Source organism: Cryobacterium roopkundense (assembly GCF_014200405.1).
Taxonomy (GTDB): domain Bacteria; phylum Actinomycetota; class Actinomycetes; order Actinomycetales; family Microbacteriaceae; genus Cryobacterium; species Cryobacterium roopkundense.
This window is the reverse complement of sequence record NZ_JACHBQ010000001.1, coordinates 581,762-606,583: the sequence shown is the minus strand read 5'-3', so window position 1 is coordinate 606,583 and position 24,822 is coordinate 581,762. Positions and strand designations below refer to the sequence as shown.

The window sequence follows — 24,822 nt, the reverse complement described above, 5'->3', positions numbered from 1 at the left end:
TTTCCTCTTTCGGTGGGGGTGGGGAGCTGCGGGCGACAGTCTAGATGCGCTGGCCTGCGACCGAGGAGCCGCGGCGCATGTAGACGAAGGCCGTGACGGCCATCAGCACAACGTAGGCCACGGCGAAACCGTAGATCGCGCTGGTGTAGTCGCCCGTTGTGGTCTTCGAGAAGCCCAGCACCTGCGGAATGATGAATCCGCCGTAGGCTCCGATGGCCGAGATGAGGCCGAGGGCCGCCGCCGTCTTGCGTTGCGTGTTCACGTCGCCGGAGTTCACATGGGCGTCCGCCACACCGCTTCGAGCTGAGAACACGCTCGGAATCATGCGATACGTCGAGCCGTTGCCGATCCCCGTGGCCACGAAGATCAGCACGAAGCTGGCCAGGAAAGCCCAGAAGTTGCCGAGCGGCAGCACCAGCGTAACGATCAGGGCACCGACGGCCATCACGCCGAACGCGACGACGGTGACGGATGCCCCGCCGAAGCGGTCCGCGAGCCGCCCGCCGGCCGGGCGGGCCAACGAGCCGACGAGCGCCCCGATGAAGGCGAGCGAGAGCGAAGCGGATGCCACCTGGAACGTGGAATAGTCGGGGAACTGGTCCGCGATGAGCTTGGGGAACACACTCGCGAAGCCGATGAACGAGCCGAAGGTGCCGATGTACAGCACGGCGAGGATCCACAGGTGCGGCTCCTTCAGCGCTGCGACGGAACCGGCGAAGTCGGCCTTAGCACTCGATAGGTTGTCCATGTACTTCCAGGCGCCCCACATGGCCACCAGGATGAACGGCACCCAGAACCAGCCGGCAAGGGTGATATTCAGTCCACCAACACCAAGAGTGCCGACGGCGCCGAGGGTGATTACTATCGGCACGATGAGCTGGGCCATCGAGGCGCCGAGGTTGCCGCCGGCGGCGTTGAGGCCGAGAGCGTAGCCCTTCTGTGCCTGCGGGTAGAAGTAGGTGATGTTTGACATCGAGCTGGCGAAGTTTCCGCCGCCGAAGCCGGCGAGCGCGGCCACGAACAGCATCACGCCGAACGGGGTGTCGGGGTTACCCACGCAGATGGCGAGGGCGATTGAGGGGATGAGCAGCAGACCGGCCGAGATGATGGTCCAGTTGCGGCCACCGAACTTGGGAACCAGGAAGGTGTACGGAAAGCGCAGCGTGGCGCCCACGAGGCTCGGCATTGAGATGAGCCAGAAGATCTCGGCGGTGGAGAACGTGAAGCCGGCGGCCGGCAGGGACACCACCACGATGCTCCACAGCTGCCAGACCACGAAGCCGAGGAATTCGGCGAAAATCGACCACTTGAGGTTGCGGGCGGCGATGAGCTTGCCGCCGTTTTCCCACTGCTCCTTGTTCTCGGGGTTCCAGTTGTCGATCCAGCGACCGGGCCGGTGCACCAGAACGGCAGCGGACGAATGCTGGTCAACGGGCGGGCTGGTCAGTGCTTCTGACGCAACAGACGTGGGTGTCAAGAGGGCTCCCTGGGATCGATGGGGGGGCAAACAAGGGGTTGGTGTCTGATTTGACGATATTCGCGGCGTGTTTCCGCGAACCGTGGGCGCCGTTAACGTTCGATCACCAGATGATCACACCCGCGGCAACGGCATGAGGGTCCCCGTTTACACGTTGGACACATAGCGCCGGTGGTTGAATAGACCAATGACGATTACAGCTGCCGCCGACGGTTCCGCGCTCGGCAATCCGGGTCCCGCAGGCTGGGCCTGGTACGTCGACGACAACAGTTGGGCTGCCGGCGGTTGGAAGCACGCCACGAACAACCAGGGTGAGCTTCAGGCCGTGCTCGAACTCTTCAGGGCAACGAAGCACATCGACGACGACCTGCTCGTGCTCTGCGACAGCCAGTACGTGATCAACTGCGTGACGAAGTGGATGCGCGGCTGGAAAGCCAAGGGCTGGCGCAAGGCCGACGGCAAGCCGGTGATGAACGTGGAGATCTTGAAGGAGATCGACGTCGAAATCGTGGGCCGCACGTACCGCTTCGAGTGGGTGAAAGGCCACGCCAATCATCCGCTCAACGAGGCAGCCGATGTGCGCGCCCGCGGCGCCGCGGAGTCGTTCCAGCGCGGGGCCCCTGTTCGAAGCGGACCCGGCTATACCGGCACCGGCCCCGCAACGACTCGCCCAACGATTCCCCCGGCGCCTCACAAGGATGCCCACACCTTCACTCAGGACGGACTGTTCTCCCTCGATGACGCCGAGCTCGGCGACGCACACGAAACCATCGGAGACCAGCAGCTCGGGAGTGAGTCCACCGTCGGCGGCGCGCTGCGCAGCGTGAGTGAGCGCCGCAGCGTGACGCTCACCCTCAGCGCCGAGGACTACTCTCGCCTCTCCCAGCGCGCCAGGGTGCGCGGCGTGAGTATCGAGGACTGCCTGCGCGGCCTTATCGGAAGCTCTTGATCCGGGTCCTGTGTTCTGACCGGTCTGAGCTGCGCGCTCCCGCCGCTCCTGTTGCCCTCCTCAACCTGGGCGTATAATTCCGCTATTCTCCGAGCCGCCACCCGGTGTAGCACGGTTCAGCGCGATGACGGTCCTCCGACAGCTCTGAGGGGCGTCTCCAGAAACAACAGGAGCAATCATGGTCATGACAGCCCTCACCACTGCCGACGTGAGGCACTTTGAAAAGAACCTGCAGCGGATGCGGGTCGAACTCGTCGCCGAACTGGACCGGTTGTCGGGATCACTCGATGATGTGCGGGAGGCCCGCGACGGAACGCAGGACGACGAGCACGACCCGGAGGGTCCGACGCTCACCATGGAGTGGTCACGGCTGTCCGGTGTTCACCACGAGTTCGCCGAGAAGCTGGCCCGTATCGATCGGGCCCTGGAGCGGGTAGCGAATGACACCTACGGTTTCTGCACCCGGCGGGGAGAAGCGATCGGCCGCGACCGACTCGAGGCGCAGCCCGCAACGGAGTACTGCATAGCTTGCGCCCGGGAGCTTGAGGCGGAGAGACGCCGCTGATCGGAGTCGACTCGGGGCTAGTGCACGCCGATGAGGGAACGAAGGCCGAATTCGGACACGATCGGAATGCCGTAGTCCTGAGCCTTGCCCGTCTTACCGGTGGGCGAACTCGGGTTCGCCGCCACGAGCAGTCTCGTGCGCATGGTGATCGCGGGCGCCACCCTGAATCCGCGAGCGCTCAATTCCCGGTGCCAATCATCGCGTGACCGGGCCAGGTCCCCCGTGAGCACGACGATGTCGCCGCGAGTCAGCTTCACGCCCTCGCAGGAGGTCGTGCCCGACGACGGCGACCGCGCCTCGGCACGATCGGCAGCGGACGCCGCGGAAACATGGGACACATCGAGCATCCGGGCCACCGCACGAAGGTCCGCGCGGTCGCCCGCCGTCAGACCGCCCGTCGCCGCCGCGACCCGCGCGAGGTCGTCACAGTACTCCACGTTGAGACTCCGGCAGGTGTCACGGTCGATCCCCCGCAGCGCGGCGAGTTGCACGAGCGCCCCCAGGTCGCTCACTGACAGCTCCCTGGTGAGCATGGATCGGTCGAGGAGCGCCAGATAATCGAGGTGGCCGTCGGGGCCCGAGTGGTCGGGCAGCCGTGCCGTCATCCGTTCGAGGAAGGTCGGGGTGTGCGGTGCCCCGGTGAGGCGCCGCGGCACCCACTGCGCAGTCGGCCCGGACAGGTGCTTCCAAGGCATCGACGCCGCTCGGTCAAGCGCGTCCTGCCAGGACGACAGGGCGGGTGCGCTCTGCACGTACGCCGACAGGAGTTCAGCGGTTGCTACCGCGTGCCCAAGCGCCTGCCGCAGGTCCCCGACCTCGATGTCGAAGGCGGCACAGCAATCGGAGAGGGACCGCCCCGCCCCGGGAAGAAAATCCCGTGCGAGCTGCATGGTGCAGATGGCATCCATACCGAGGCGTGGACGATACCCCATTCGAGCGAATTCGCCCATCAGAAAACCGGTATCGAACTGGGCGTTGTGAGCCACGAGCACGCGGCCGGACAGCAACTCGACCAGCCGGGGTGCGATCAGGTCGAAGGTTGGCGCCGCGCGTGCCTCGGCCGCGCCGAGCCCGTGGCTGCGATCGCCCGCCAACTCCCGAAGAGGATTGACGACAGTGTGCCAGCGTCCCGTGATGCGAGCTCGGGCATCGAGGTGCACGACGGCCACCTCGACCACCCTGTCGAGCCGGTAGGGAAACAGCCCCGTCGTCTGGAACTCGAGTACGGCAAATCCACGTTCCGGCATGCTCTTCCTTCACCTGTTCTCAGGCGAAGTTATCGGCGCGAACCCCCTGTCCGCGAGCTCCAATTCGGGTGGCATTCGTTTGGGGGCTAGGCCGTGCGGGGACCGGTCACACCTGAATTTTCTCGGGCTTCCCGGCGTCGCGCGTCGCGTTTCTGGCTGCGTTCTTCGGTGGTAGGAGGGTGTCGGCCTGCTCGAGAGACATTCCGTTGGTCTCAGGCACCTTGGCGAGCACGAACCAGAACGACAGACCGGCGAAGAGCGCGTACATGCCGTAGGTGATGGTGAGCGACAGCTCGGCCATCGGCGGAAAGCTCACCGTGATCAAGAAGTTGGCGATCCACTGCGCCGCCGCCGCGAGGCCGAGCGCCTTGGCCCGGATGGAGTTGGGGAAGATCTCGCCGAGCAGCACCCACACGACGGGGCCCCACGAAGCGCCAAAAGAGATCACAAACAGGTTCGCCGCCACGAGAGCGATCGGCGCCCACGCGCCCGGCAGGCTCAGCTCGCCGGCCACCGTGAGGGACTGGCTGAACGCCACAGCCATCGTGGCCAGCGACACCGTCATGCCGATCGATCCGGCCAGCAGGATGGGGCGCCGACCGACGCGGTCCACGAGTGCGATGGCCACGAGGGTGACCAGGATGTTGGTCACGGAGGTGATCACGGAAATGGTCAGCGAGTTCTCTTCTTCGAACCCGACCGCCTGCCATAGCGTGGTCGAGTAGTAGAAGATCACGTTGATGCCGACGAACTGCTGGAAGACCGAGAGGATGATGCCCACCCACACAATCGGTTTCAGACCGAACGTCGTGCCGCGCAGGGAACCCGACTTCTGGGAACGCGCATCATCGGTGATCGAGTTTCTCATGTCGCGAATCTCACGGTCGACGTCACCGGTGGGCCACAGCCTCACGAACACGGCACGGGCATCCGCTTCGCGATCCTTGAGTACGAGGAAACGCGGCGATTCCGGCAGCAGGAACGCGACAGCGCCATAGACGACTGCGGGCACGGCTCCGGCGAGGAACATCCAGCGCCACGCCTCGAGCCCGAACCACAGCGGCTCGCTGGCACCGTCGGCGGCGCTGGCGAACATGGCGTCTGAGAGCAGGGCGGTGAAAATGCCCAGGGTGATCGCCAGCTGCTGCAGGGATCCCAGGCGACCGCGCATGTGCCTCGGCGAAATTTCGGCGATGTACGCCGGCGCCACAACGGATGCGAGACCGATGCCCAGTCCGCCGATCACACGCCACACGATCAGGTCGACGACTCCGAACGCGAAGCCCGACCCGATGGAGCTGGCCAGGAAGACCACGCCGCCGACGATCATCATGGGGATGCGACCATATCGATCAGCGAATCGTCCGCCGAAGAAGGCTCCGGCCGCGGCTCCGAGCAGGGCGCACGCGACGGCGAAACCTGTGAGGGCCCCGCTGAGCGCGAATTCCTCCTGCACGGCATTGACCGCGCCGTTGATGACGGACGAATCGAACCCGAACAGAAACCCACCGAGGGCTCCCGCGATCGCCAGAATGATGACCTTACGGTTGGTGCTCGGCGTGGTGATATCGGTCAAAGTCAGGCTCCCTGTGGTTTTATGCAACCCGCAGAGCCTACGCCTGGTTGTGCCGCGAACGGCTATCAGGTCAGTACCAGCCTGTCCCGGTGCGACTCGCTATCGTCAGGGTGATTCGACGTGCCGCAGACGACAAGCGCAGGAACCCCCCACCAAAGCACACATCGAGGAAGCACCCAGCAGGTGCACAGCCCGTTCGCCGCTCGCGCGGCTACGCTCACGATATGAGCAGGTTTGCAGACAGCTGGCGATCGCATCTCTTGACGACGCTGTCGGGCTCTGGGGACGGCCGCCCCTCCTGGGTCAACCAGATGGAAGAAGGCACCGACCGCGGTTTCTTCGGCCCGGGATCGGCGTCCTGGGCCGTGCACGGCGGCATGGCCACCATGGTCGCGGGCATTCGCGCCCTGCTCATGCAAACCCTGCACCCGGGCGCCATGGCCGGCGTGCACGACTGGTCCCGCTACCACGAGGATCCCCTCGGCCGCCTCTCCGGAACCATCCAATGGCTCGTCACCGTGACGTTCGCCGACACCGACCTGGCCGTCCGCGAGTCGGGACGCGTGGCTCACTTCCACGACCGCGTGGCCGGCACGTACCTCGACGCCCGGGAACGCGAACGGCCGTACGCGGCGGGCGACCCCGAGTTGCTGTCCTGGGTGCACGTGGTCTTCACGGATGCCTTCCTGGAGTCCCACAAACTGTGGGGCGGCCCGCTCCCCGGCGGCCCAGACGGCTACGTGCGCGAGTGGGCGAAGGCCGGCGAACTCGTGGGGGTGCAAACCCCTCCGCGCAGCGCCGCACAACTCCACTCCCAGCTCGAGGCCTTTCGCACCTCGGGCACGCTCAAGAGCGACGACCGCGTGGCGGAAGCGGTGCGGTTCATCCGCAATCCCCCGCTCCGGCCCTCCATGCTGCCGTTCTACCGCATCATGTTCGCCGGCGCCGTCGCGTCGATCCCGCGAGAATACCGCGACCTGCTGGGTCTGGGCCGCTCCCGACTACCGGTCGTGTGGGCCACCGGCGCGGTTCTCGGGCTCGTGCGCACGCTGCTCGGCCCGTCCTCCTCGTCGGAGAACGCCGCCCGCGTTCGAATCGCTCGCATCGAGGCTGCGGAGCGCGCGTCTGCCCCGCCGACATCACGGGACGGGAGCGTGGAGCAGGACGCTAAGCAGCTGGACTGAAGAAGGCCCTGATCGCGCTCGAGAGCGCGGCCGGGTCGTTCACGTGGCAGAGCTCCCGGGCGGAATGCATCGATAAGAGCGCTACGCCCACGTCCACCGTGCGAATGCCGAGCCGTGTCGCGGTCAGCGGCCCGATGGTCGAGCCGCACGGCACAGTGTTGTTCGATACAAATTCCTGGTAGTCGACTCCGGCCTGCTGGCAGGTGCGGGCCCACAGCGCCGCCCCCACGGCATCCGTGGCATAACGCTGGTTGGCGTTGATCTTCAGCAGCGGACCGCCACCGAGGATGGGCATGTTCGCCGGGTCGTGGCGCTCCGGGTAGTTCGGGTGCACGGCGTGGCCGGCGTCGGCCGAGAGGCACCAGGACTCGGCGTAGGCCTGCAAGCGCTGGGCAACGGATGCCCCGAGGCCGGCCGCGATTCGGGTGAGGATATCGTCGAGTAGCGGACCGCTCGCCCCTGAGCGCGATTGGGAGCCGAGTTCCTCGTGGTCGAACGCGGCGAGCACGCTGATGTTTGAGTCCACGATGTCGGGCGCTGAGGCCGCCGCGATGAGCGCGCACAGGCCCGCGTGCACGGCCGAGAGGTTGTCCATGCGTCCCGCCGCGAACAGCGCGTTGTCGAGGCCGAACCGGGCGGGCGGGGCCGTGTCGGCGGTCAGGATGTCGTAACCGGCCACATCCGCTGCCGCGACACCGGCGAGGCCGGCGAGGTGCGCCACAAGGTCGGCCTGCGCCACATCACCCACTCCGAAGACCGGGTTGAGGTGCCGCTGACGGTCGAGAACGAGCCCGTTGTTCACCTCGCGGTCCAGGTGCACGGCGAGTTGGGGAATGCGCAGGAACGGGCCGGTGCGCACCAGGTGCTCCGTGCCGTCCCGCGTGACCAGGCGACCGGCGAGTTCGAGCTCGCGATCGAGCCAGGAGTTCAGCAGCGGACCGCCATACACCTCGACGCCGGCCTGCAGCCAGCCGTGAGAGCCGATGGTGGGCTTGGGGGCGAGCTTGAACCCTGGCGAGTCGGTGTGGGCACCGAGAACGCGGAAGGGTGTGGTGGGCCCGGCACCGACCGGCTGCAGCCACGCCACCACGGCGCCGTCACGCACAACGAAACGCCCACCGGGCTCGGCGGTCCACGGTTCCGACTCGCTCAATCGCGTAAACCCGTGCGCCTCCAGACGTCGGGCCACTTCTGCGGCCGCGTGATACGACGACGGCGAAGCGGAGATGAAACGGGCGAAATCGTCGATATAGGCGGGTGCGGCGTCCATCTGTCCATCCAACCACCGATGGCGCCCGCACCTAGACTGGGCCGAACACGATGGGGGCGCAATGACGGAATTACCACGGAACCAGGACTCAATACCAAACCACGATCCAGCACAGCACCAGGATCCAGCACAGCATAAGACGTACGCGCCGGGCTGGTACCCGGATCCGTCCGGAGCGCCGGGGCTCAGCTGGTGGGACGGCGCGCGGTGGACCGGCCAGCGTCACGACCCGTCTCTCGAGGTCTATGGGGCCACTCCCCCGCTCGTGGCCGGCCCAGGCACCCGGGTCAACGACGCCCTGCTGTGGACGATTGTGCTACTTCCGGTGCTGTCGCTGCTCGCCCTGAGCCAGTTCGACATGGCGACGTACCTCATGAAGACGCTGTCGACCACGGTCCCGACGATCGATCCGGCGTATGTGCTCCTCCAGGTATTGAGCTTTGCAATCTATGTGGCGACGATCCTGCTGGCGTTCTTCGACTACCGCCGGCTGAGCCGCCACGGAATCGCTCGGCCGTTCCACTGGGCCTGGACGTTCCTGTCCGCGGGTGTGTACGTGATCGGTCGCTCGGTTATCGTGCGCCGCCGGGTCGGCGGCACGCTCACGGCGGTGTGGGCCTGGGTGGCTATCGTCGTTGCGGGTCTCGTCGTGGCCGTGGCCAAGATGTCCGACGCGATGACCAGCTACCTTCCGGCGGTCATGGACAGCATTCCGAGCTAAGCGATCGCCCGGTCTGATCCGGCTATTCCGGCCGAGGAACCGGCACCTCGGTCTGAAGGGCGGCGCGGGCGAACGCCGCCCCGCCCACGGAGGGCGTCCACGAATTGCCGTACCAGAGCTCGCTGGGCGTGAAAACCCCGAGCCGGGTCAGCAACCGCCATTTTTCCAGGATCAGCCGATGCGCCCGTGTCGATGTCACCGGGCCGCCGTCCTGCTCGGCCCAACCCATCGTCTCGAGCCCGCGTGCCACGGCCTGGAGGTATTCTTCTTCCTGCTCGAGCGTGCGTGTGGCGATGAACAGCAGGAGCAGTCGGGTGGCATCGGTGATCACCGGGGTACGGCTCTTGTGCACGGTGCGTGCGAGGTGCCACCAGAGCTCGCGCGGCGACTCTGCGAGCGAGCGCCCTTTCACGGTGAGCACGAGGTGCCCCTTACCCACCCGCAACAGGCCGACGTCGCGCAGGTGCGCCCGCATTTCCCGCAGCGGGCTGATATGGCTTTCCCGGTTGACGGGCACCGGCCAGCCCCAGTCCAGCTCGGTCGTGGCCTCCACCACAACGGCCGGTGGCAACATGCCCGCCTTCGTCAAGCGGATGCCGTCGACCCCCACCCGCCGCAGCAGCCACTGCGCATGTCCCACCATGCGCGTCATGGCCCGTTCGTTCAGCAGGATCGGGTCGCCCACCCGGGCCTGGGCAACGAGACGCCTAAACCCCGGCACGGAGTCGGGGTGCATGCGTGGCTCGAAGGATTGGATGACGTTCATGTGCCGAGCCTAACGACGGGCACCGACCGCGTCGGCTCACATCACCGCGAGTCGCAGTCACGTGAGGTCTGCGAGACATGTCACCGATAGCGTCGCGCCCACGCGGTGGAGCCCCTGACAGAGCCCGTCCGACAGAGCCGGTCCGACAGAGCCGGTCCTGACACCACTGATCCTGACACCGCTGAGCTGTCAGGGGCATCTGGCACCCTTGAAGCATGACCGACACCCGCGCATCCGCTCTCGAGATCCTGCGCACCCTCGTGGGACGACCCGACGCCGACTTTCACGACGGCCAGTACGAGGCGATCGAGACCCTCGTCGACCAGCGGCGACGGGCCCTCGTGGTGCAGCGCACCGGCTGGGGCAAGTCGGCCGTGTATTTCGTCGCCACGCTGTTGCTACGCCGGCAGGGTGCAGGGCCTACGATCCTGGTGTCTCCGCTGCTCGCGCTGATGCGCGACCAGGTGGCCGCCGCCGCCCGGGCGGGAGTGCGCGCGGTCTCCATCAACTCCTCGAACGCCCACGAGTGGAGCAACGTGCTGCAACAACTGCAGAACGACGAGGTGGACGTGCTGCTCGTGTCACCGGAGCGCCTGAACAATCCAGCCTTTCGCGACGAGCAGCTGCCGGCGCTCATCGCCCGCGTGGGGTTGCTCGTGGTCGACGAGGCGCACTGCATTTCCGACTGGGGCCACGACTTTCGCCCGGACTACCGGCGGTTGCGCGACCTGATCGCCGAGATGCCCGCGGGTGTACCCGTGCTCGCCACGACAGCCACGGCGAACAGCCGGGTGGTGACCGATGTGGCGGAGCAGATCGCGACCGGCGGTGTCTCGATGCTCCTATAGATGTCAAGCTGAGATTGCGGCTTGTTGGTGGCGTTCTCTGATGGTGATGAGGATTTGGAATATCTCTCGTGCGACGTAGCGTTTGAGGAGGCGCATGGCCTCGCGTTTGGTCTTTCCGCGGGCGAGGGCTTTGACTACGTAGTCGCGGGTTTTCTCGTGGGATTTCATCCTGACCATGACGATTCGGTAGGCCGCTGAGTTGCCTTGGCGGTGGCCGCCGCGGTTCAATCGGTGTCGGTTGGTCTTGCCGGATGAGGCTTGGATTGGGGCGGTGCCGATGAGGTGTGCGAAGGCGGATTCGTTGTTGAGGCGGTCGACGTTTTCGCCGGCGACGATCAGCATTGTCGCGGCGACGTCCGGTCCAACGCCGTGCACGGCGAGCAGTTCCGGGGCGTGTTCTTTTACGATGGCGCCGAGGCGTTTCATCAGCCGGTCGGCTTCTGTGAGCAACTCCAAATAGCGTTTGCCGAGGGAGCGGAGGACATTCTTCGTTTCGGTCATGACGAGGTCGTCGGCCTTGCGCACGGGGAGTTTTGAGCAGCGCAGAGCCAGGTTCTTCGCCTTGAGCTTCGCGAGGCTCACGCGCAGGTCTGCGGGGGCGCTGACGATCAGGCCTTGCAGCTGGTTCATGCTCTCGGTGCGCTGTTTGACTAGCAAGCGGCGGGAGGTGCGGAGCACGCGCAGGGCCTCCACGAAGCCGTCCTGGGTCTTCGGGACGGCGGTGGCGAGCTCGTTGAGGACGGCGCGGGCCGCGTTGTAAGCGTCGATCTGGTCGGTCTTGCCGCGCAGGCGCCGCAGCTGCTTATCCGGCGCGATGACGTCGATGACGGGGATGCCACGGCGGGTGAGTTCGCGGGTGAGGCCGGCGCCGTAGGACCCGGTCCCCTCGACGCCGGCGCGGCCGATCCGGCCGACGCCGGTCGCCCAGGCGATGAGGTCGGAGTAGCCGGCGGAGGTGGCGTCGAACTTCCGGTCGGCGATCGATTTTCCGACGTGGTTGATCACCGCCGCGTGATGAAAATCTTTGTGCGTATCGACGCCGAGGATCAGATCCTTGCGGGAATAGGTCATGCTGAATACAGCCCTTCTGTTTGAGGGTCAGTGTTCAGGGGCACCGTCAGACAAGTCAGTGAAGAGGCTGGAGTCAAGCTCCTATTAAGTCATGGTGGTGCTCCCGAACGCGACAATGCGTTCGGGGGCTGGACACCGGTCGACGCATCGAGACCAAGACAACCAAAGCGTCAGACAGGCTCTGAGTCAGACCGGGCCAACCCCCTGTAACCATCATCACTGACAGGCTCGACAACCGGGGGGTCTGAAGGCTCTGCTGTTGTGACCATCCGAGGGCCGCTCGCCCGCACCTCGCTGCGCCTCGGGGTGCTCAGGCTGCCCGATTCCCGCGCCCGGCTGGCGTGGCTGCTGAGCCACCTCGGCGAACTTCCCGGCAGCGGCATCATTTACACCCTCACCGTGTCAGCGGCCGAAGACACCGCCCGGTTGCTGCGCGACGCCGGCCACGCCGTGCGCGCCTACACCGGCCAGACCGACACGAGCGAGCGGGAACAATCGGAGGGGCTGCTCAAGAACAACGAGGTCAAGGCCCTCGTGGCCACGAGCGCCCTCGGCATGGGCTTTGACAAACCCGACCTGGGCTTCGTGCTTCACCTCGGGGCGCCCTCCTCGCCCGTGGCCTACTACCAGCAGGTGGGCCGCGCCGGCCGCGCCACCGAAAACGCCGACGTGCTGCTGCTACCCGGCACCGAAGACGAGGCCATCTGGCACTACTTCGCCACCGCTTCGATGCCGAACCAGGTCAAAGCCGAGTCTGTGCTTCGCGCACTCACGGAGAACGGCGGAGCCCCCCTCTCCACCCAAGCCCTCGAGGCGCGAGTCGACCTGCGCCGCACCCCGCTTGAGTTGCTGCTCAAGGTGCTTGATGTGGACGGCGCCGTGCGCCGGGTGAAGGGCGGCTGGGTCTCGACGGGCGACCCGTGGACCTACGACCGCGACCGCTACGAGCGCATTGCCGCTGCCCGGCTGCACGAGCAGCGCGCCATGATCGAGTTTGAGACCACCACGGGCTGCCGCATGGAGTTTCTGCAACGCGCCCTCGACGACGAGACCGCGGTTCCCTGCGGTCGCTGCGACAACTGCACCACCCCGTGGTACCCCCTCGACGTGCGGGAAGAGGCCGCCTCGGCCGCCGCCGCCTCACTCGACCGGGTGGGCGTCATCCTCGACGCGCGGGCCCAGTGGCCCACCGGCGTGGCGAACCTCGGCGTAAACGCAACCGGCAAGATCGCCCCTGGCGACCGATTGTCGGAGGGTCGCGCGCTCGCCCGGCTGACCGACCTCGGCTGGGGAGGCGCGCTGCGCGAGGTGTTCGAGTCTCAGGCAGCGGATGCCCCGGCCAGCCAGGCAATGACGGCCGCCTGCGTTCGCGTGCTCGCGGAATGGAAGTGGCACGAGCGCCCAGCGGCCGTCGTCACGATGCCGTCGCGGCAGCATCCGTTGCTCATCAACTCAGTGGCCAGGGCCCTCTCGGAGGTAGGCCGCCTGCCCTGGCTCGGCGAGCTCTCCCCCGCCAACGGCGGCCCTACCGGAACTGCGGGCGGCAACAGCGCCTACCGGCTGTCGAACGTGTGGGACCGGTTCGAGGTGGGACCGGAACTCGACGCAGCACTCCAACCGTTCGCCGGCAAACCGCTGCTTCTCATCGACGACGTGGCCGACAGCAGGTGGACGCTCACAGTGGCGGGCCGGTTGCTGCGCCGAAGCGGCGCCTCGGCCGTGCTGCCCTTCACGCTCGCCCTGCGTTCCTAGCCGAATGCCATGTGACGTAACCGGAATATTCGGCGCCTCCCGTGGCTTGTTACGCTACGGATGCCGCCACCCGCGGCGAAGACTTCATAAACATAAAGGCCCCCACCCATGACGCTCAAGTTCACGCTCACCTCGGCAGCGCTTTTCACCGCAGTCGCCCTCACCCTCACGGGCTGCTCGGCAACGACCGCCGGCTCGTCGAGTGCAGGAACCGACACCTCGCTGAGCTCCGTGCAGGAGTCGGGCACGCTGACAGTGGGCACCGAAGGCACCTACCGCCCGTTCTCGTTCCACGAAGACGGCTCCGGAGACCTCACGGGCTACGACGTCGAAGTTGTCACGGCCGTCGCCGAAGAGTTAGGCGTCGAGGTCACATTTGAAGAGACCCAGTGGGATGCCATCTTCGCCGGACTCACCGCTGGCCGGTTCGACGTGATCGCCAACCAGGTGTCCATCACCCCCGAGCGTATCGAGGCCTACGAATTCTCTGCGCCGTACACCTACTCGAACGGCGTGATCGTGGTGCCGAGCGACAACACCGACATCACCTCCTTCGCGAGCCTGTCAGGCAAGACCACCGCCCAGTCACTGACGAGCAACTGGAACAAGCTGGCCACCGAGAGCGGCGCCACCGTTGAGGGCGTCGAAGGATGGGCACAGTCTGTCGCCCTCGTCGAGCAGGGCCGCGTCGACGCCACGGTCAACGACAAGCTCACCTTCCTCGACTACCAGAAGCAGAATGGGGCCGAGGGCCTCAAGGTCGCCGCCGAGACCGATGAGCAGTCGGAAAGCGCCTTCGCCTTCGCCAAAGGCGGCACGGCCCTCGCCGCAGCCGTCGACGAGGCCCTCGCTACCCTCAGCGCTAATGGAACGCTCGCCGAGATCTCCGACAAGTACTTCGGCGCCGACGTCAGCAAGTAGCCCACCCTCATGATCCAGCCCGATTGGGAGTTGTTCTTCAGCTCGCTGCTGCCGCTTCTCGACGGGGCAATTCGTGGCACCATCCCGCTGGCTCTCATGTCATTCGCGATCGGCCTCGTGCTCGCGCTCGGGCTCGCCCTGATGCGACTGTCATCGCGTCGGTGGCTGTCGAACATCGCGCGGGTCTACATCTCCATCGTGCGCGGCACGCCCCTCCTGGTGCAGTTGTTCGTGATCTTCTATGGGCTGCCCTCCATCGGAGTGCTCATCGACCCGTGGCCGAGCGCCGTCGTCGCCTTCTCGATCAATGTGGGCGGTTACGCGGCCGAGGTCATCCGCGCGGCCATTCTCTCGGTGCCGAAGGGGCAGTGGGAGGCCGCGTACATGATCGGCATGTCGCGCTCGCGGGCCCTCACGCGCATCATCCTGCCCCAGGCGGCCCGGGTGTCGGTGCCGCCGCTCTCGAACACGTTCATCAGCCTCGTGAAAGACACCTCGCTCGCCTCGCTCATCCTGGTGACAGAATTATTCAGGGAGGCCCAACAGGTGGCCTCCTTCAGCAATGAATTCATGCTGATCTACCTGGAAGCCGCCCTCATCTACTGGGTTATCTGCCTCGTGCTGTCGACCGGGCAGGGTTTCCTCGAAAAGCGATTGGACCGCTATGTCGCCCGCTGACCCTCCCGTTCCTCCGACGAAGGATGCCGCGGCGCCGGTTCTGCTGGCCGTGCGCGGCCTGCAGAAAAGCTTCGACAACAACCAGGTGCTGCAGTCCATCGACCTCGATGTTTCCCGCGGCGGCGTGCTCGCGCTGATCGGGCCGTCCGGATCGGGTAAGACCACCATTCTGCGCTGCCTGAACGGGCTGGAGCTTGCTGATGGCGGCACGATCGACGTGGCGGGAGAGCTGTCGATCGCGTTCGACACGGTGCCGTCAAAGAAGTCCCTCACGGCGCTGCGAGACCGCTCGGCTATGGTCTTTCAGCACTACAACCTGTTTCCCCATAAGACAGTGCTCGAGAACGTGATCGAGGGGCCGGTGATCGTGCAGAAACGCCCGGTTGCGGAGGCGCGCGCGGAGGCACTGGCACTGCTCGACAGGGTCGGCCTCACGGAGAAGAAGGACAGCTACCCCTTCGAGCTGTCGGGCGGGCAGCAGCAGCGCGTCGGCATTGTGCGCGCCCTCGCTTTGCGACCGCAACTCCTGCTCTTCGACGAGCCGACCTCCGCGCTCGATCCCGAGTTGGTCGGTGACGTGCTGCGTCTCATCAAGGAGCTCGCTTCCGAAGGCTGGACTATGGTCATCGTGACCCACGAACTCGAATTCGCCCGGGAGGTGGCCCACGAGGTGGCCTTCGTCGACGACGGTCGCATCGTGGAGCGCGGCGAGCCAAAGCAACTGCTCAGAAACCCGCAGAACGAACGCACGCGGCAGTTTCTGCACCGCCTGCTGTTCCCCTTCTAGCACCGACTTTTCCGCGCTGACTCTCCTCCCCACGGGATACTCTTGATCGGTGCCCCTGCAGACATCATCGGATCCGGTCCAGCCTCGAGCGCACCCCGGAGCGGTCGGTGCGGGAAGTACTCCGGCGCGGCGCATCGTGGGTGTGCTTCGCCTCGCGATGACGATTATTCTCGTCACCGCCGTGGCGACGCAGATCATCGACGAGTCAGTGCACCAGTCGTTCGTTCCGGCCGAGTACTTCAGCTATTTCACGATTCAGTCCGCGCTGGTGGTGGCCGTCGTCCTGGGCTTCGCCGGCGTGCTCAGCTTGCGCAAGCGGAGGGATTCCGCGCTCCTGACGAACGTGCGTCTGGCCGCTCTCTGCTACGCCGTGGTCACGGGCGTGGTCTACGCGGCGCTGCTGCGGGGTGTTCCGACCGACGGTTATGCCGGTGTGCCTTGGCCCAACGAAGCCCTGCACGTGTGGGCGCCCCTCTTCGTCGCGGTCGACTGGTTGGTCGCCCCAGGACGATCCCGACTGGCGTGGACCCGGCTCTGGTCCGCCCTGATCTTTCCCGTGGCGTGGCTCGCCTTCACCCTCGCTCGCGGTGCGATTACCGGCTGGTACCCGTACCCGTTTCTCGATCCAGCGTCGCCGGCCGGCTGGACAGGAGTGCTGTTGCACATACTCGCGATCGCCGTCTTCATCGCGCTGGTTGCCGCGGTCGGCATCGGAACGAGCCGCATACGCAGCCTCCGCCTAAACAGGAGGGCTTAACGAATTAGATCAGCCTGACTGGTAGGGCAGTCAGACTGATCTAAAAGTAGTTCAGCTAGGTCTGTAGGGCGATTTCACTGATCTAAACAAGAAAAATATACTTCTACATCTTTTGAGAATCAAGCTTTTTCTGAAAAATACTCATTAATTTCCGAGTCGAAGCAAACCAGCCGGCAGACTAGCGAACCTCACTGTGGCCGGCGTCGGTCACATCGATGCTGAGCCGAGCCGGAATCTGTTCTTTCATCGATTCCACGTGGCTGATCAACCCGATGGTGCGGCCGCCGGCGCGCAGCTTGTCGAGGGTGCCCATGGCCGTCTCGAGGGTTTCGCTGTCGAGCGATCCGAACCCCTCATCAACGAAGAGCGTGTCCAGAGTGATACCCCCGGCCTGGGCCGCGACGGCCTCGGCGAGCCCCAGCGCGAGAGCGAGCGACGCGAGAAAGGTCTCGCCGCCGGAGAGCGAATGCGTGGCCCTCGCCTGCCCGGTGAATTCGTCCCGGATCGCCAGGCCGAGCCCGGATCGGGCCCCACCCTTCACCCTGGAGTCGTCGTGCTCGAGCGTGTAGCGCCCGCTGGTCATCGTGCGCAGCCGAACATTGGCGGCAACCACGATCTCTTCCAGCTGGGCGGCCAGCACATAGGTCTCCAGCCGCATCCGCTTCGTGTTGGGCTCGCGGCCCTGCACGACATCGGCGAGCTGACGCACCTGGGCGTGTTCGGCCAGCAAACCCTCTGTCGCCGTGATGTGCCGGGTCACCTCGAGAACCAGCGCCGACAGCTGCCCGGCACGTTCAGCCAGCGAACCCTGCAGGGCCAGCGAGTCGTCCAGTGCGGCTCTCGCGGCGGTGAATGCCGTCAGGGAGGGGCCACAGTCGACAGGCTTTAGTGGGAGGTCGCGGAGGTCGGGGTCGGCGAGCGCTCCTCGCGCTGCCGCCATGTCGGCGTCATACCCACGCACGTCGGTCTCGAGCGCGTCGACCGCCGAGGAATCCAGCCGCGCCGACACCGCTGCCGATTCGTCGTCGAAGGATTCCTCCGCGAGTTGGGCGGTGAGAGCGACGAGGGCCGCGTCCTCGGCATCGCCGCGTTGCCGGCTCAGGGTGAGCGCGTTTTCCAGGGTGCGCGCACAATCGAGTTCGCGCTGCAGCTCACTCACGTGTTCGGTCACGGTGTCATACGTGCCCCGGTGGGCTTTCACCCGCTCCAAGAGCCCGACGCGTCGGCCGGCGCGTTCGCGCTGGGTTCCTGCGGCGATGTCCCGCGCGTCTCGAAGGGCGACCACCCGGGCCTGCGCTCCGTCGAAGTCCGAACGCAGGGCGGACAGTTCCTCGGCCAGGTCGGTGAGGAGCGCAGCGGCGGCGGCGGCCGCCGCGAGCTTCGTGCGCGCCGCAGACGCGTGCAGGGTGAGCTCGTCGATGCCGCTCGCCCCGGCCACTGCCTGCGCCTGGGCGAGGCGATGCGAGATCCCCCGCACGATTTCCTCAGACTCGGTCAGGTGCGTCTGAGCCTTCGCCATCGCCTCCCTGGCCTGCTCGAGGTCGACAGCGCCCACGAGCTCGCCCTCGGCGGCGGCGGGGGCCGGGTGGATGAGGGAACCGCAGACCGCGCACGCCTCGCCATCCACCAATTGGGTGGCCAGCTCAGAGGCATGTCCGGCGAACCGGCGAGTCACGAGTTCGTCGTACTCCACTGCGGCAGTGGCAGTACGTCGGCTGCGTTCGCTCAGCATGGCGCCCGCCACCGCAAGCTCGGCCTCACAGCGGGCGCTGTCGTGTGCGGCCGCGAGCGAATCCAAGGCTCTATTCAGGGCTTTCTCGGCGTCATCGTGCCCGGCGGCAGCGACCGTCGCCGCCGCGAGCTGCGTCGTCACGTAGTCAATCTGCTGCGGCAGGGCGTCGACGCGCTCCTGGGCCGACCTCAGGTCGCCCGCGCAGCGGCTGAGCTCCTCAGACAAACCGGACAGCTCTCTGTCGAGTTCGGGCAGCGCTTCCTCGTCGGAGAGCACGCCGACGAGTGCTCCCAGTCGGCCGATGAGGGCGTCCATGGCGGGTGCGAGCGGGTCGTGCGAAGCGTGGCCCTCCGCATACCAGGCGGCCCTGGCCGAGGTCTCGGCATCGACGGCCTGTTGCCATTCGGCCGCTGCGGCCCGGTGGGAACGCACATGCGGCCAGACGCGGGCGGCACGGCCGGCCAGGCGCAGCGCGCCGCGCTGGGCCTCCATGTGAGACCGCTGGTCTTCGAGGGCATCGAGGTTGTTGGCCGCCAATGCCCGGCGTGCCTGCCGGCGCTCGGTTTCCTCGGCCGCCCGGCGGCTGTCCGCCGCGCCGTCGAACGCCTGCGCCGCCCCGGTGGCTCGTTCAGCGGCGGAGTCCCGATCCCGATTGAGGTCGTCACGAGCGGCCACGAACCAGGCCAGGCCCGGTTCGTCCGGCGGCTCGGCCAGGCGGAGTTGCTGTGCCGCGGCGGCGGCATGCTCCGCGACGATGCGCTGCACGCCGGCCAACCTGTCGCCGAGGTTCTTGCGGCGTTCGTCCAGGGCCGATTCCAGTTGCTCGAAGCGCATGGTTCCGAAGAGGGTGCGCAACACGGTACGCCGGTCCTCTGTCTTGGCGAGCAGAAAGTCCTGGAATCGGTTTTGGGCCAGCAGGATGACCTGGAGAAATTGGCCCTCCTTCAGCGGCAGGATTGCGCTCAATTGCAGGCCGACCGCCTGAGGCTTGGCAGCGATGCCCCGCCAGCCGCCTTCACCGTCACGAATGTGGAGGAATGCGGTCGGTGCCGCGGTCGTCACTCCGGAGCCTGTCTTCTTGGACCGCTCGTATTCGGGGCTTCGATAGACGCGATAGTCCTGCTCGTGAACTCTGAACTCAAGTTCAACGAAGGACGGATCCTCAGGCGCGCAATGGTCACTGCGAAGCTGCTGTTCCGCACCGATGAACCGAGGAACATGACCGTACAGCGCGAAGCAGATGGCATCCAGGATGCTCGACTTCCCCGCCCCTGTCTTGCCCGTGATCAGGAAGATGCCGTCGTCGTCGAACCGCTCGAAGTCGACGACCTGTTCATTCTTGAACGGGCCGAACCCGGCCAGCCGCAATCGTGTGATCTTCATGAGTTGGCCTCCGCGACGCCCTGCTGGGCGAGCAGCTCCGCGACGAGGGCGGTTTCAAACTCGCTCGGCCCCACGCCGTTGCGCACGAACGAGAGAAACCCCGCCACGATCTCCGGGTCGCCCGTTGCTTCACGAATTCGCTCGGCATACGTCGCGCCATCCGCTTCGAGCGTGATAGCCGGCCGGTGTTCGAGCGCGACGCAGTGCGGAAACCGCGTGTGAAGGGTACGCATTGCGTCGAGGGGTCGCACCTGGTCGGTGAGGATTGCCTTCACCCAGTCGTCTTCATGGTCTTCGTAGCGCTCGTCGTGCAAGAGGTCGTCGATCGCACCCTCCAGAACGCTCAGGCGCCGCGGCACCGGCAGGTCGACCCAGTCGACGGATCCCAGGCCCCCAGCATCGAGGGTGGCCAGCCATCCGCCGCGCGGTTTGCCGGCCTCGGAGAAGGAGTAGTGGAGCGGGGCACCCGAGTATCGCACCCGTTCACTGAGTCGGGCGCGACCGTGGATGTGACCGAGTGCCACGTAATCGGGGCCGTCGAAGACGCCGAGGGGCACCACGTCGAGGCCGCCCACCGTGATATCCCGTTCCACCTCGCTCGCCTCGGAGAGTGCAACGCCGCCGGCCGCGAAGCAGTGAGACAGCACCACGCTGCGGCCCGGGCGAGCCGCGATGTCCTGTTGGATCTGGTGCATCGCGAACCCGAGCACCTGCTCGTGGGTCTTCAGGCGAACGCCGGGGTGAAAGTGTCGCACGAGCACCGGCTCGAGGTACGGAATGCCGTAGAAGTGCACCGGACCGTGTTCGTCGGTGAGGGTGATCGGGTGCAGGTACTGGTCATGACCCGTCACGACATGAATGCCGGCCAGGCTCGCCCATTCGGACTGAAATCCGAGTCGGGCGGCCGAGTCATGGTTTCCGCTCGTCATGACAACGGCCGCCCCGGCCTCCTTCAGGTCGCGCAGCACTGTCGTGAGCACCGCATAGCTCTCCTTGGAGGGCATCGCGTGATCGAAGACGTCACCGGCAACCAGCACAACATCGATGGCGCGATCACGCACGGTCTCCACGAGGGCCGCCAACACCGTGCCGAGGTTGTCGAGCGTGGGGTGGGTATGAAACGTGCGACCGATGTGCCAATCGGACGTGTGCAGGATCTTCATGTTTCTCACGCTACCGTCGCCCCCTGACACTTCCGGGATCCCGCTTTCACACCCGAGAAAGTATTTCTTTATTTCTCTGTGTTTATCTTGACATTCAAAAACAAACACAGCTAAAGTCAGTGAAAACAACTTCTAGTGGCAACAGTCACTCACCGTCGAGGAGGCATCGTGTTCGCCGAAGAACGCCAACTATTGATTGCCACACTCGTGTCGGACCGCGGCAGGGTAACCGTGAGTGACCTCGCCAGCCGGTTCAATATCACCTCCGAAACCGTGCGTCGCGATCTCGACACTCTCGAGACCGCACGCCAGCTGCGCCGAGTGCACGGCGGCGCCGTTGCCATCGACCGCATGAGCATGTCGGAACCGAGCATCCAGGAGCGGCAGTCCCAGCGCCTCGACCAGAAAACCCGCATCGCCGAGGCCGCACTGGCTATGATTCCCACGAGCCGCACCGGATCAATCATCCTCGACGCCGGCACCACGACGGAGCGTCTCGGCGATCTGCTGGCCACCTGGACACCCCCCGCTCCCGGGGACCAGCTGCTCGTGATCACCAACGCCCTGCCTATTGCGTGGAAACTCTCCAACAACACCGCCATCCACCTGCACGTACTCGGCGGCCGGGTGCGGGGCCTCACGAGCGCGATCGTCGGCAGCAGCACCATCGAACAACTCAGCGCCCTGCGCCCTGATATCGCGTTCATCGGAGCGAACGGCATCAATGCACAATTCGGGCTGAGCACGCCGGATTCCGTCGAGGCGGCCGTCAAATCCGCCATTGTGCGGGCCGCCCGCCGAGTCGTGGCACTCGCCGATTCCTCCAAACTCGATGAAGAGACTCTGGTCTGTTTCGCGGCCCTCGCCGACATCGACACCCTGATCACGGATGCCGCGCCATCCGCTGAACTCGCGGCCGCCCTGGCCGCAGCCGACGTAGAGGTTGTGATCGCATGATTGTCACCCTGACTCCGAACCCGAGCCTGGACCGCACGATCGAGCTCGCCGAGCCGCTCACCAGGGGCGAGGTGCAGCGTGCCGTCGGCGCCCACCACGAACCCGGCGGCAAGGGTGTCAACATCTGCCGCGCCCTCGAGGCCTCCGATGTGAAGTGCCTCGCCATCCTCCCCGGCGACAGCGACGACCCGGTTCTCGTCGCGCTTCGCAGCCAGAAGGTGCCGCACCTGGGCCTTCCGATCGGACAGGCACTGCGCAGCAACGTCGCCATCACCGAACCGGACGGCACCACCACCAAGGTGAACGAGCCTGGACCGGCACTGTCCCCCCGCCAACAGGCCGATCTCATCGAACTCGTGCTTGAGAAGGCCCAGGGGGCCAGCTGGCTCGTGCTGGCCGGCTCTCTTCCACCAGGAGTCCCCGTGGACTTCTACTCCGACATCATCAGCGCTCTGCGCGCCCGTTACGGTTCAGCCGCGCCCCGGGTGGCCGTCGATTCCTCTGGCGCTCCCCTCGCCGCGGCGGCCCTCGCTGCGCCCGACCTCCTCAAGCCCAACGCTGAAGAGCTCGCCGAACTCACCGGCTTTGCCGACGCCGAAACCTTGGAGTCAGATCCTGAACTCACCGTGGAGGCCGCGCGCACCCTGGTGGCCGGCGGCGTCGTCGCCGTGCTCGCGACGCTCGGCTCCCGGGGGGCAGTGCTCGTAACAGCCGAAGGAGCCTGGCTCGCCCAGACTCCCCCGATGATCGCCGTGAGTACCGTCGGCGCCGGGGACTCCGCCCTGGCCGGGTATCTGCTCAGCACCAACGCCGGCGCAAGCCCCGTCGACTGCCTGCGCCAGGCGGCGGCCCACGGCGCCGCCGCAGCTTCACTTCCGGGTTCCACAGTGCCCGCCCTCAGCCAGACAGACCCCAGCGTCGTTACCGTGACGGCGCTGGACAAACCGAAAATATCCACACATCCAAAGGAGGATGACCAGTGAGTGCACTGATTACCCCGGAGCTCGTTGCTCTGGACACCAACCTCGGCACCGAGCCGGCGACCGTCATTCGGCACCTGGCCGGCCTCATCGTCGGAGCCGGCCGCGCAACCGAGATCGACGGCCTGTACGCCGACGCTCTCGCCCGCGAAGCCAAGACCAGCACGGGCATCCCGGGCGGCCTCGCCATCCCGCACTGCCGGTCGACGGCAGTCCTCGAGCCGACCCTCGCGCTCGCGCGGCTGTCGACGCCGGTGGACTTCGGTTCCGCGGACGGCCCCGCCGACCTGGTGTTCTTCATCGCCGCCCCTGAGGGCGCCGACCAGGAGCACCTGAAGATCCTGGCGAAGCTGGCCCGGTCTCTCATGAAGAAGGACTTCACCGCGGCCCTGCGCGCGGCATCGTCCTCGGCGGAAATCGTCGCCCTCGTCACCGCCGTCGTGGCCCCCGTGCCGGTTTCGGTGGGCGCGGCGCACGCCGCGCCCGATGCGAACGCCGGAACCGCGGCATCCGCCGTCGGCACCACAACCCTTGTGGCTGTCACAGCCTGCCCCACCGGAATCGCGCACACCTACATGGCGGCGGACGCCCTTGTGGCAGCGGCCAAGGAAGCCGGAATCGACCTGCAGGTGGAGACCCAGGGATCGGCCGGCCTCACGCCGCTCGACCCTGCGGTGATCGCCGCTGCCGGCGCCGTCATCTTCGCTGTGGACGTGGACGTGCGCGGCCGCGAGCGATTCGCGGGAAAGCCCGTGATCAACGCACCGGTCAAGCGCGGGATCGACGAACCCGCCAAGCTCATCCAGGAGGCCCTCGCGGCCGCCAAAAACCCCAATGCCCGACTTGTCGGGGGCATGCTCGACACTGGCGAGTCCACGGAGGCGTCCGAGCACTTCGGGCAGAAGCTCAAGCGCGCGCTCCTCACCGGCGTCAGCTACATGATTCCTTTCGTGGCCGGCGGAGGCCTGCTGATCGCCCTCGGGTTCCTGCTCGGCGGCTACCAGATCACGGACATCGCCGATGACGTCGTACTGAACAACAGCCTCCTCAACCTGCCTGACGGCGGGGCGAACCTCCTCGGCGGGTTCGGCGTCTACCTCGGCGCGGTCTTCTTCAAGATCGGCGCCATCTCAATGGGCTTCCTCGTTCCGGCACTCGCCGGCTACATCTCCTACGCCATCGCCGACCGACCCGGCATCGCGCCCGGCTTCGTCGCCGGCGCCGTGGCGGGCTTCATGGGAGCGGGCTTCCTCGGCGGTATCGTCGGAGGCCTCCTCGCCGGTGTCGTGTCCGCAAGCTTCGGCAAGCTCAACGTGCCGCGCTGGCTGCGCAGCCTGATGCCTGTTGTCATCATCCCGCTCGTGGCCTCTATCGTCGCGTCCGGCCTGATGTTCATCGTGCTCGGAGCTCCCATCGCGTCGCTGACCGAGACCCTCAACTCCTGGCTCAACGGCATGACCGGCGCGTCCGCGGTCATCCTCGGCCTGATCCTCGGCCTCATGATGGCCTTCGACCTCGGCGGACCCGTCAACAAGGTCGCCTACGCCTTCGCCGTCGCCGGCCTGGGTGCGGCGAGCCTCGCCAACCAGGCGCCGTGGCAGATCATGGCCGCGGTGATGGCCGCCGGTATGGTTCCGCCGCTCGCCATGGCGCTGGCCACCGTGATCGACCGCAAGCAGTTCAGCTTCGCCGAGCGGGAGAACGGCAAAGCGGCTTGGTTGCTGGGCGCCTCCTTCATCTCCGAGGGTGCCATCCCGTTCGCCGCAGCAGACGTGTTCCGCGTGATCCCTGCCTGCATGCTCGGCGCGGGAATCACCGGCGCACTCTCCATGGCCTGGGGAGTCACGAGCAAAGCGCCGCACGGCGGCATGTTCGTCTTCTTCGCGATCGACAACTTCCTGCTCTTCGCGCTGGCCATCGTTATCGGTACCGTGGTCGCCGCCTTCACGGTGGTCGGTCTGAAGCGCTACGTTGTTCGCAAGCCCAAGGTCGACGCCAACGAGGCCGTTCTGCAGACCGCGTAGTTTAGACAGCACTC

The 24,822-nt window shown here is 66.3% G+C and carries 19 protein-coding genes and 2 pseudogenes; 13 read left to right on the top strand and 8 right to left on the bottom strand.

Going from position 1 to position 24,822, the window contains the following annotated elements:
• Positions 1–40 precede the first annotated feature (40 nt).
• Positions 41–1,477: an MFS transporter gene (locus BJ997_RS02865; protein WP_420827171.1), complete on the bottom strand. Its 1,437-nt coding sequence runs from the start codon at positions 1,475–1,477 to the stop codon at positions 41–43.
• A 187-nt stretch (positions 1,478–1,664) separates the two neighbouring features.
• On the opposite strand from BJ997_RS02865, the gene BJ997_RS02860 reads away from it, so the two are divergent.
• Together BJ997_RS02860 and BJ997_RS02855 are read left to right on the top strand one after the other, a co-directional pair.
• On the top strand, positions 1,665–2,426 hold the full coding sequence (locus BJ997_RS02860) for an RNase H family protein (protein WP_035836635.1): 762 nt from the start codon (positions 1,665–1,667) through the stop codon (positions 2,424–2,426).
• Between the two features lie 178 nt (positions 2,427–2,604).
• Positions 2,605–2,991, top strand: a complete 387-nt coding sequence (locus BJ997_RS02855; protein WP_052542240.1) for a TraR/DksA family transcriptional regulator — start codon at positions 2,605–2,607, stop codon at positions 2,989–2,991.
• Positions 2,992–3,008: 17 nt separating this feature from the next.
• Here the strand turns inward: BJ997_RS02855 and BJ997_RS02850 are convergent, their stop codons facing one another.
• Positions 3,009–4,238, bottom strand: coding sequence for an exonuclease domain-containing protein (locus BJ997_RS02850; RefSeq protein ID WP_035836634.1), 1,230 nt, complete (start codon positions 4,236–4,238; stop codon positions 3,009–3,011).
• 106 nt (positions 4,239–4,344) lie between these two features.
• A complete protein-coding gene (locus BJ997_RS02845; protein ID WP_152602183.1) occupies positions 4,345–5,820 on the bottom strand; it encodes a sugar porter family MFS transporter in 1,476 nt (491 codons plus the stop codon).
• A 218-nt stretch (positions 5,821–6,038) separates the two neighbouring features.
• On the opposite strand from BJ997_RS02845, the gene BJ997_RS02840 reads away from it, so the two are divergent.
• Positions 6,039–6,998, top strand: coding sequence for an oxygenase MpaB family protein (locus tag BJ997_RS02840; RefSeq protein WP_035836632.1), 960 nt, complete (start codon positions 6,039–6,041; stop codon positions 6,996–6,998).
• Here BJ997_RS02840 and BJ997_RS02835 read toward each other — a convergent pair.
• Positions 6,982–8,268: a M18 family aminopeptidase gene (locus BJ997_RS02835; RefSeq protein WP_035836631.1), complete on the bottom strand. Its 1,287-nt coding sequence runs from the start codon at positions 8,266–8,268 to the stop codon at positions 6,982–6,984. The two genes, BJ997_RS02840 and BJ997_RS02835, sit on opposite strands and share 17 nt — an antisense overlap.
• A 61-nt stretch (positions 8,269–8,329) precedes the next feature.
• On the opposite strand from BJ997_RS02835, the gene BJ997_RS02830 reads away from it, so the two are divergent.
• Entirely contained in the window at positions 8,330–8,989 is a 660-nt protein-coding gene (locus tag BJ997_RS02830) for a DUF2510 domain-containing protein (RefSeq protein ID WP_152602181.1), read from the top strand.
• A 22-nt stretch (positions 8,990–9,011) separates the two neighbouring features.
• On the opposite strand, the gene BJ997_RS02825 is transcribed toward BJ997_RS02830, so the two are convergent.
• Positions 9,012–9,755: a hypothetical protein gene (locus BJ997_RS02825; RefSeq protein ID WP_052542238.1), complete on the bottom strand. Its 744-nt coding sequence runs from the start codon at positions 9,753–9,755 to the stop codon at positions 9,012–9,014.
• Positions 9,756–9,970: 215 nt separating this feature from the next.
• Here BJ997_RS02825 and BJ997_RS02820 point away from each other — a divergent pair.
• Positions 9,971–10,582, top strand: a pseudogene (locus BJ997_RS02820) (DEAD/DEAH box helicase); the annotation flags it as partial.
• A gap of 24 nt (positions 10,583–10,606) precedes the next feature.
• Here the strand turns inward: BJ997_RS02820 and BJ997_RS02815 are convergent.
• A complete protein-coding gene (locus BJ997_RS02815) occupies positions 10,607–11,674 on the bottom strand; it encodes an IS110 family RNA-guided transposase (RefSeq protein WP_183323240.1) in 1,068 nt (355 codons plus the stop codon).
• 249 nt (positions 11,675–11,923) lie between these two features.
• On the opposite strand from BJ997_RS02815, the pseudogene BJ997_RS02810 reads away from it, so the two are divergent.
• The 5 genes and pseudogenes from BJ997_RS02810 to BJ997_RS02790 form a co-directional block, all read left to right on the top strand.
• Positions 11,924–13,426: pseudogene (locus BJ997_RS02810) on the top strand (helicase-related protein); the annotation flags it as partial.
• Between the two features lie 108 nt (positions 13,427–13,534).
• Positions 13,535–14,347, top strand: a complete 813-nt coding sequence (locus BJ997_RS02805) for an amino acid ABC transporter substrate-binding protein (RefSeq protein ID WP_035836014.1) — start codon at positions 13,535–13,537, stop codon at positions 14,345–14,347.
• Between the two features lie 9 nt (positions 14,348–14,356).
• Positions 14,357–15,025, top strand: coding sequence for an amino acid ABC transporter permease (locus tag BJ997_RS02800; protein ID WP_035836015.1), 669 nt, complete (start codon positions 14,357–14,359; stop codon positions 15,023–15,025).
• Positions 15,012–15,812: an amino acid ABC transporter ATP-binding protein gene (locus BJ997_RS02795; RefSeq protein ID WP_035836016.1), complete on the top strand. Its 801-nt coding sequence runs from the start codon at positions 15,012–15,014 to the stop codon at positions 15,810–15,812. Before BJ997_RS02800 ends, BJ997_RS02795 begins: the two co-directional genes overlap by 14 nt.
• 49 nt (positions 15,813–15,861) lie before the next feature.
• Complete coding sequence (locus BJ997_RS02790; protein WP_152602123.1) at positions 15,862–16,569, top strand: Pr6Pr family membrane protein; 708 nt, start codon at positions 15,862–15,864, stop codon at positions 16,567–16,569.
• Positions 16,570–16,747: 178 nt separating this feature from the next.
• On the opposite strand, the gene BJ997_RS02785 is transcribed toward BJ997_RS02790, so the two are convergent.
• On the bottom strand, positions 16,748–19,684 hold the full coding sequence (locus tag BJ997_RS02785) for an AAA family ATPase (protein WP_035836017.1): 2,937 nt from the start codon (positions 19,682–19,684) through the stop codon (positions 16,748–16,750).
• Positions 19,681–20,847 (bottom strand): exonuclease SbcCD subunit D, encoded by a 1,167-nt coding sequence (locus BJ997_RS02780; protein ID WP_035836018.1) that lies wholly within the window; start codon positions 20,845–20,847, stop codon positions 19,681–19,683. Before BJ997_RS02780 ends, BJ997_RS02785 begins: the two co-directional genes overlap by 4 nt.
• A 168-nt stretch (positions 20,848–21,015) precedes the next feature.
• On the opposite strand from BJ997_RS02780, the gene BJ997_RS02775 reads away from it, so the two are divergent.
• The 3 genes from BJ997_RS02775 to BJ997_RS02765 are packed head-to-tail and all read left to right on the top strand — an operon-like array spanning position 21,016 to position 24,808.
• Positions 21,016–21,804: a DeoR/GlpR family DNA-binding transcription regulator gene (locus tag BJ997_RS02775; protein WP_035836039.1), complete on the top strand. Its 789-nt coding sequence runs from the start codon at positions 21,016–21,018 to the stop codon at positions 21,802–21,804.
• Positions 21,801–22,787 (top strand): 1-phosphofructokinase family hexose kinase, encoded by a 987-nt coding sequence (locus BJ997_RS02770; RefSeq protein ID WP_035836019.1) that lies wholly within the window; start codon positions 21,801–21,803, stop codon positions 22,785–22,787. Before BJ997_RS02775 ends, BJ997_RS02770 begins: the two co-directional genes overlap by 4 nt.
• Complete coding sequence (locus BJ997_RS02765) at positions 22,784–24,808, top strand: PTS fructose transporter subunit IIABC (RefSeq protein ID WP_035836020.1); 2,025 nt, start codon at positions 22,784–22,786, stop codon at positions 24,806–24,808. The genes BJ997_RS02770 and BJ997_RS02765 overlap by 4 nt, the downstream gene beginning before the upstream one ends.
• Positions 24,809–24,822 lie beyond the last annotated feature (14 nt).

Coding starts and splice junctions, on each gene's coding strand:
- BJ997_RS02860 (WP_035836635.1), top strand. CDS start 1,665: ATGACGATTACAGCTGCCGCCGACGGTTCCGCGCTCGGCAATCCGGGT.
- BJ997_RS02855 (WP_052542240.1), top strand. CDS start 2,605: ATGGTCATGACAGCCCTCACCACTGCCGACGTGAGGCACTTTGAAAAG.
- BJ997_RS02850 (WP_035836634.1), bottom strand. CDS start 4,238: ATGCCGGAACGTGGATTTGCCGTACTCGAGTTCCAGACGACGGGGCTG.
- BJ997_RS02840 (WP_035836632.1), top strand. CDS start 6,039: ATGAGCAGGTTTGCAGACAGCTGGCGATCGCATCTCTTGACGACGCTG.
- BJ997_RS02835 (WP_035836631.1), bottom strand. CDS start 8,268: ATGGACGCCGCACCCGCCTATATCGACGATTTCGCCCGTTTCATCTCC.
- BJ997_RS02830 (WP_152602181.1), top strand. CDS start 8,330: ATGACGGAATTACCACGGAACCAGGACTCAATACCAAACCACGATCCA.
- BJ997_RS02825 (WP_052542238.1), bottom strand. CDS start 9,755: ATGAACGTCATCCAATCCTTCGAGCCACGCATGCACCCCGACTCCGTG.
- BJ997_RS02815 (WP_183323240.1), bottom strand. CDS start 11,674: ATGACCTATTCCCGCAAGGATCTGATCCTCGGCGTCGATACGCACAAA.
- BJ997_RS02805 (WP_035836014.1), top strand. CDS start 13,535: ATGACGCTCAAGTTCACGCTCACCTCGGCAGCGCTTTTCACCGCAGTC.
- BJ997_RS02800 (WP_035836015.1), top strand. CDS start 14,357: ATGATCCAGCCCGATTGGGAGTTGTTCTTCAGCTCGCTGCTGCCGCTT.
- BJ997_RS02795 (WP_035836016.1), top strand. CDS start 15,012: ATGTCGCCCGCTGACCCTCCCGTTCCTCCGACGAAGGATGCCGCGGCG.
- BJ997_RS02785 (WP_035836017.1), bottom strand. CDS start 19,684: ATGAAGATCACACGATTGCGGCTGGCCGGGTTCGGCCCGTTCAAGAAT.
- BJ997_RS02780 (WP_035836018.1), bottom strand. CDS start 20,847: ATGAAGATCCTGCACACGTCCGATTGGCACATCGGTCGCACGTTTCAT.
- BJ997_RS02770 (WP_035836019.1), top strand. CDS start 21,801: ATGATTGTCACCCTGACTCCGAACCCGAGCCTGGACCGCACGATCGAG.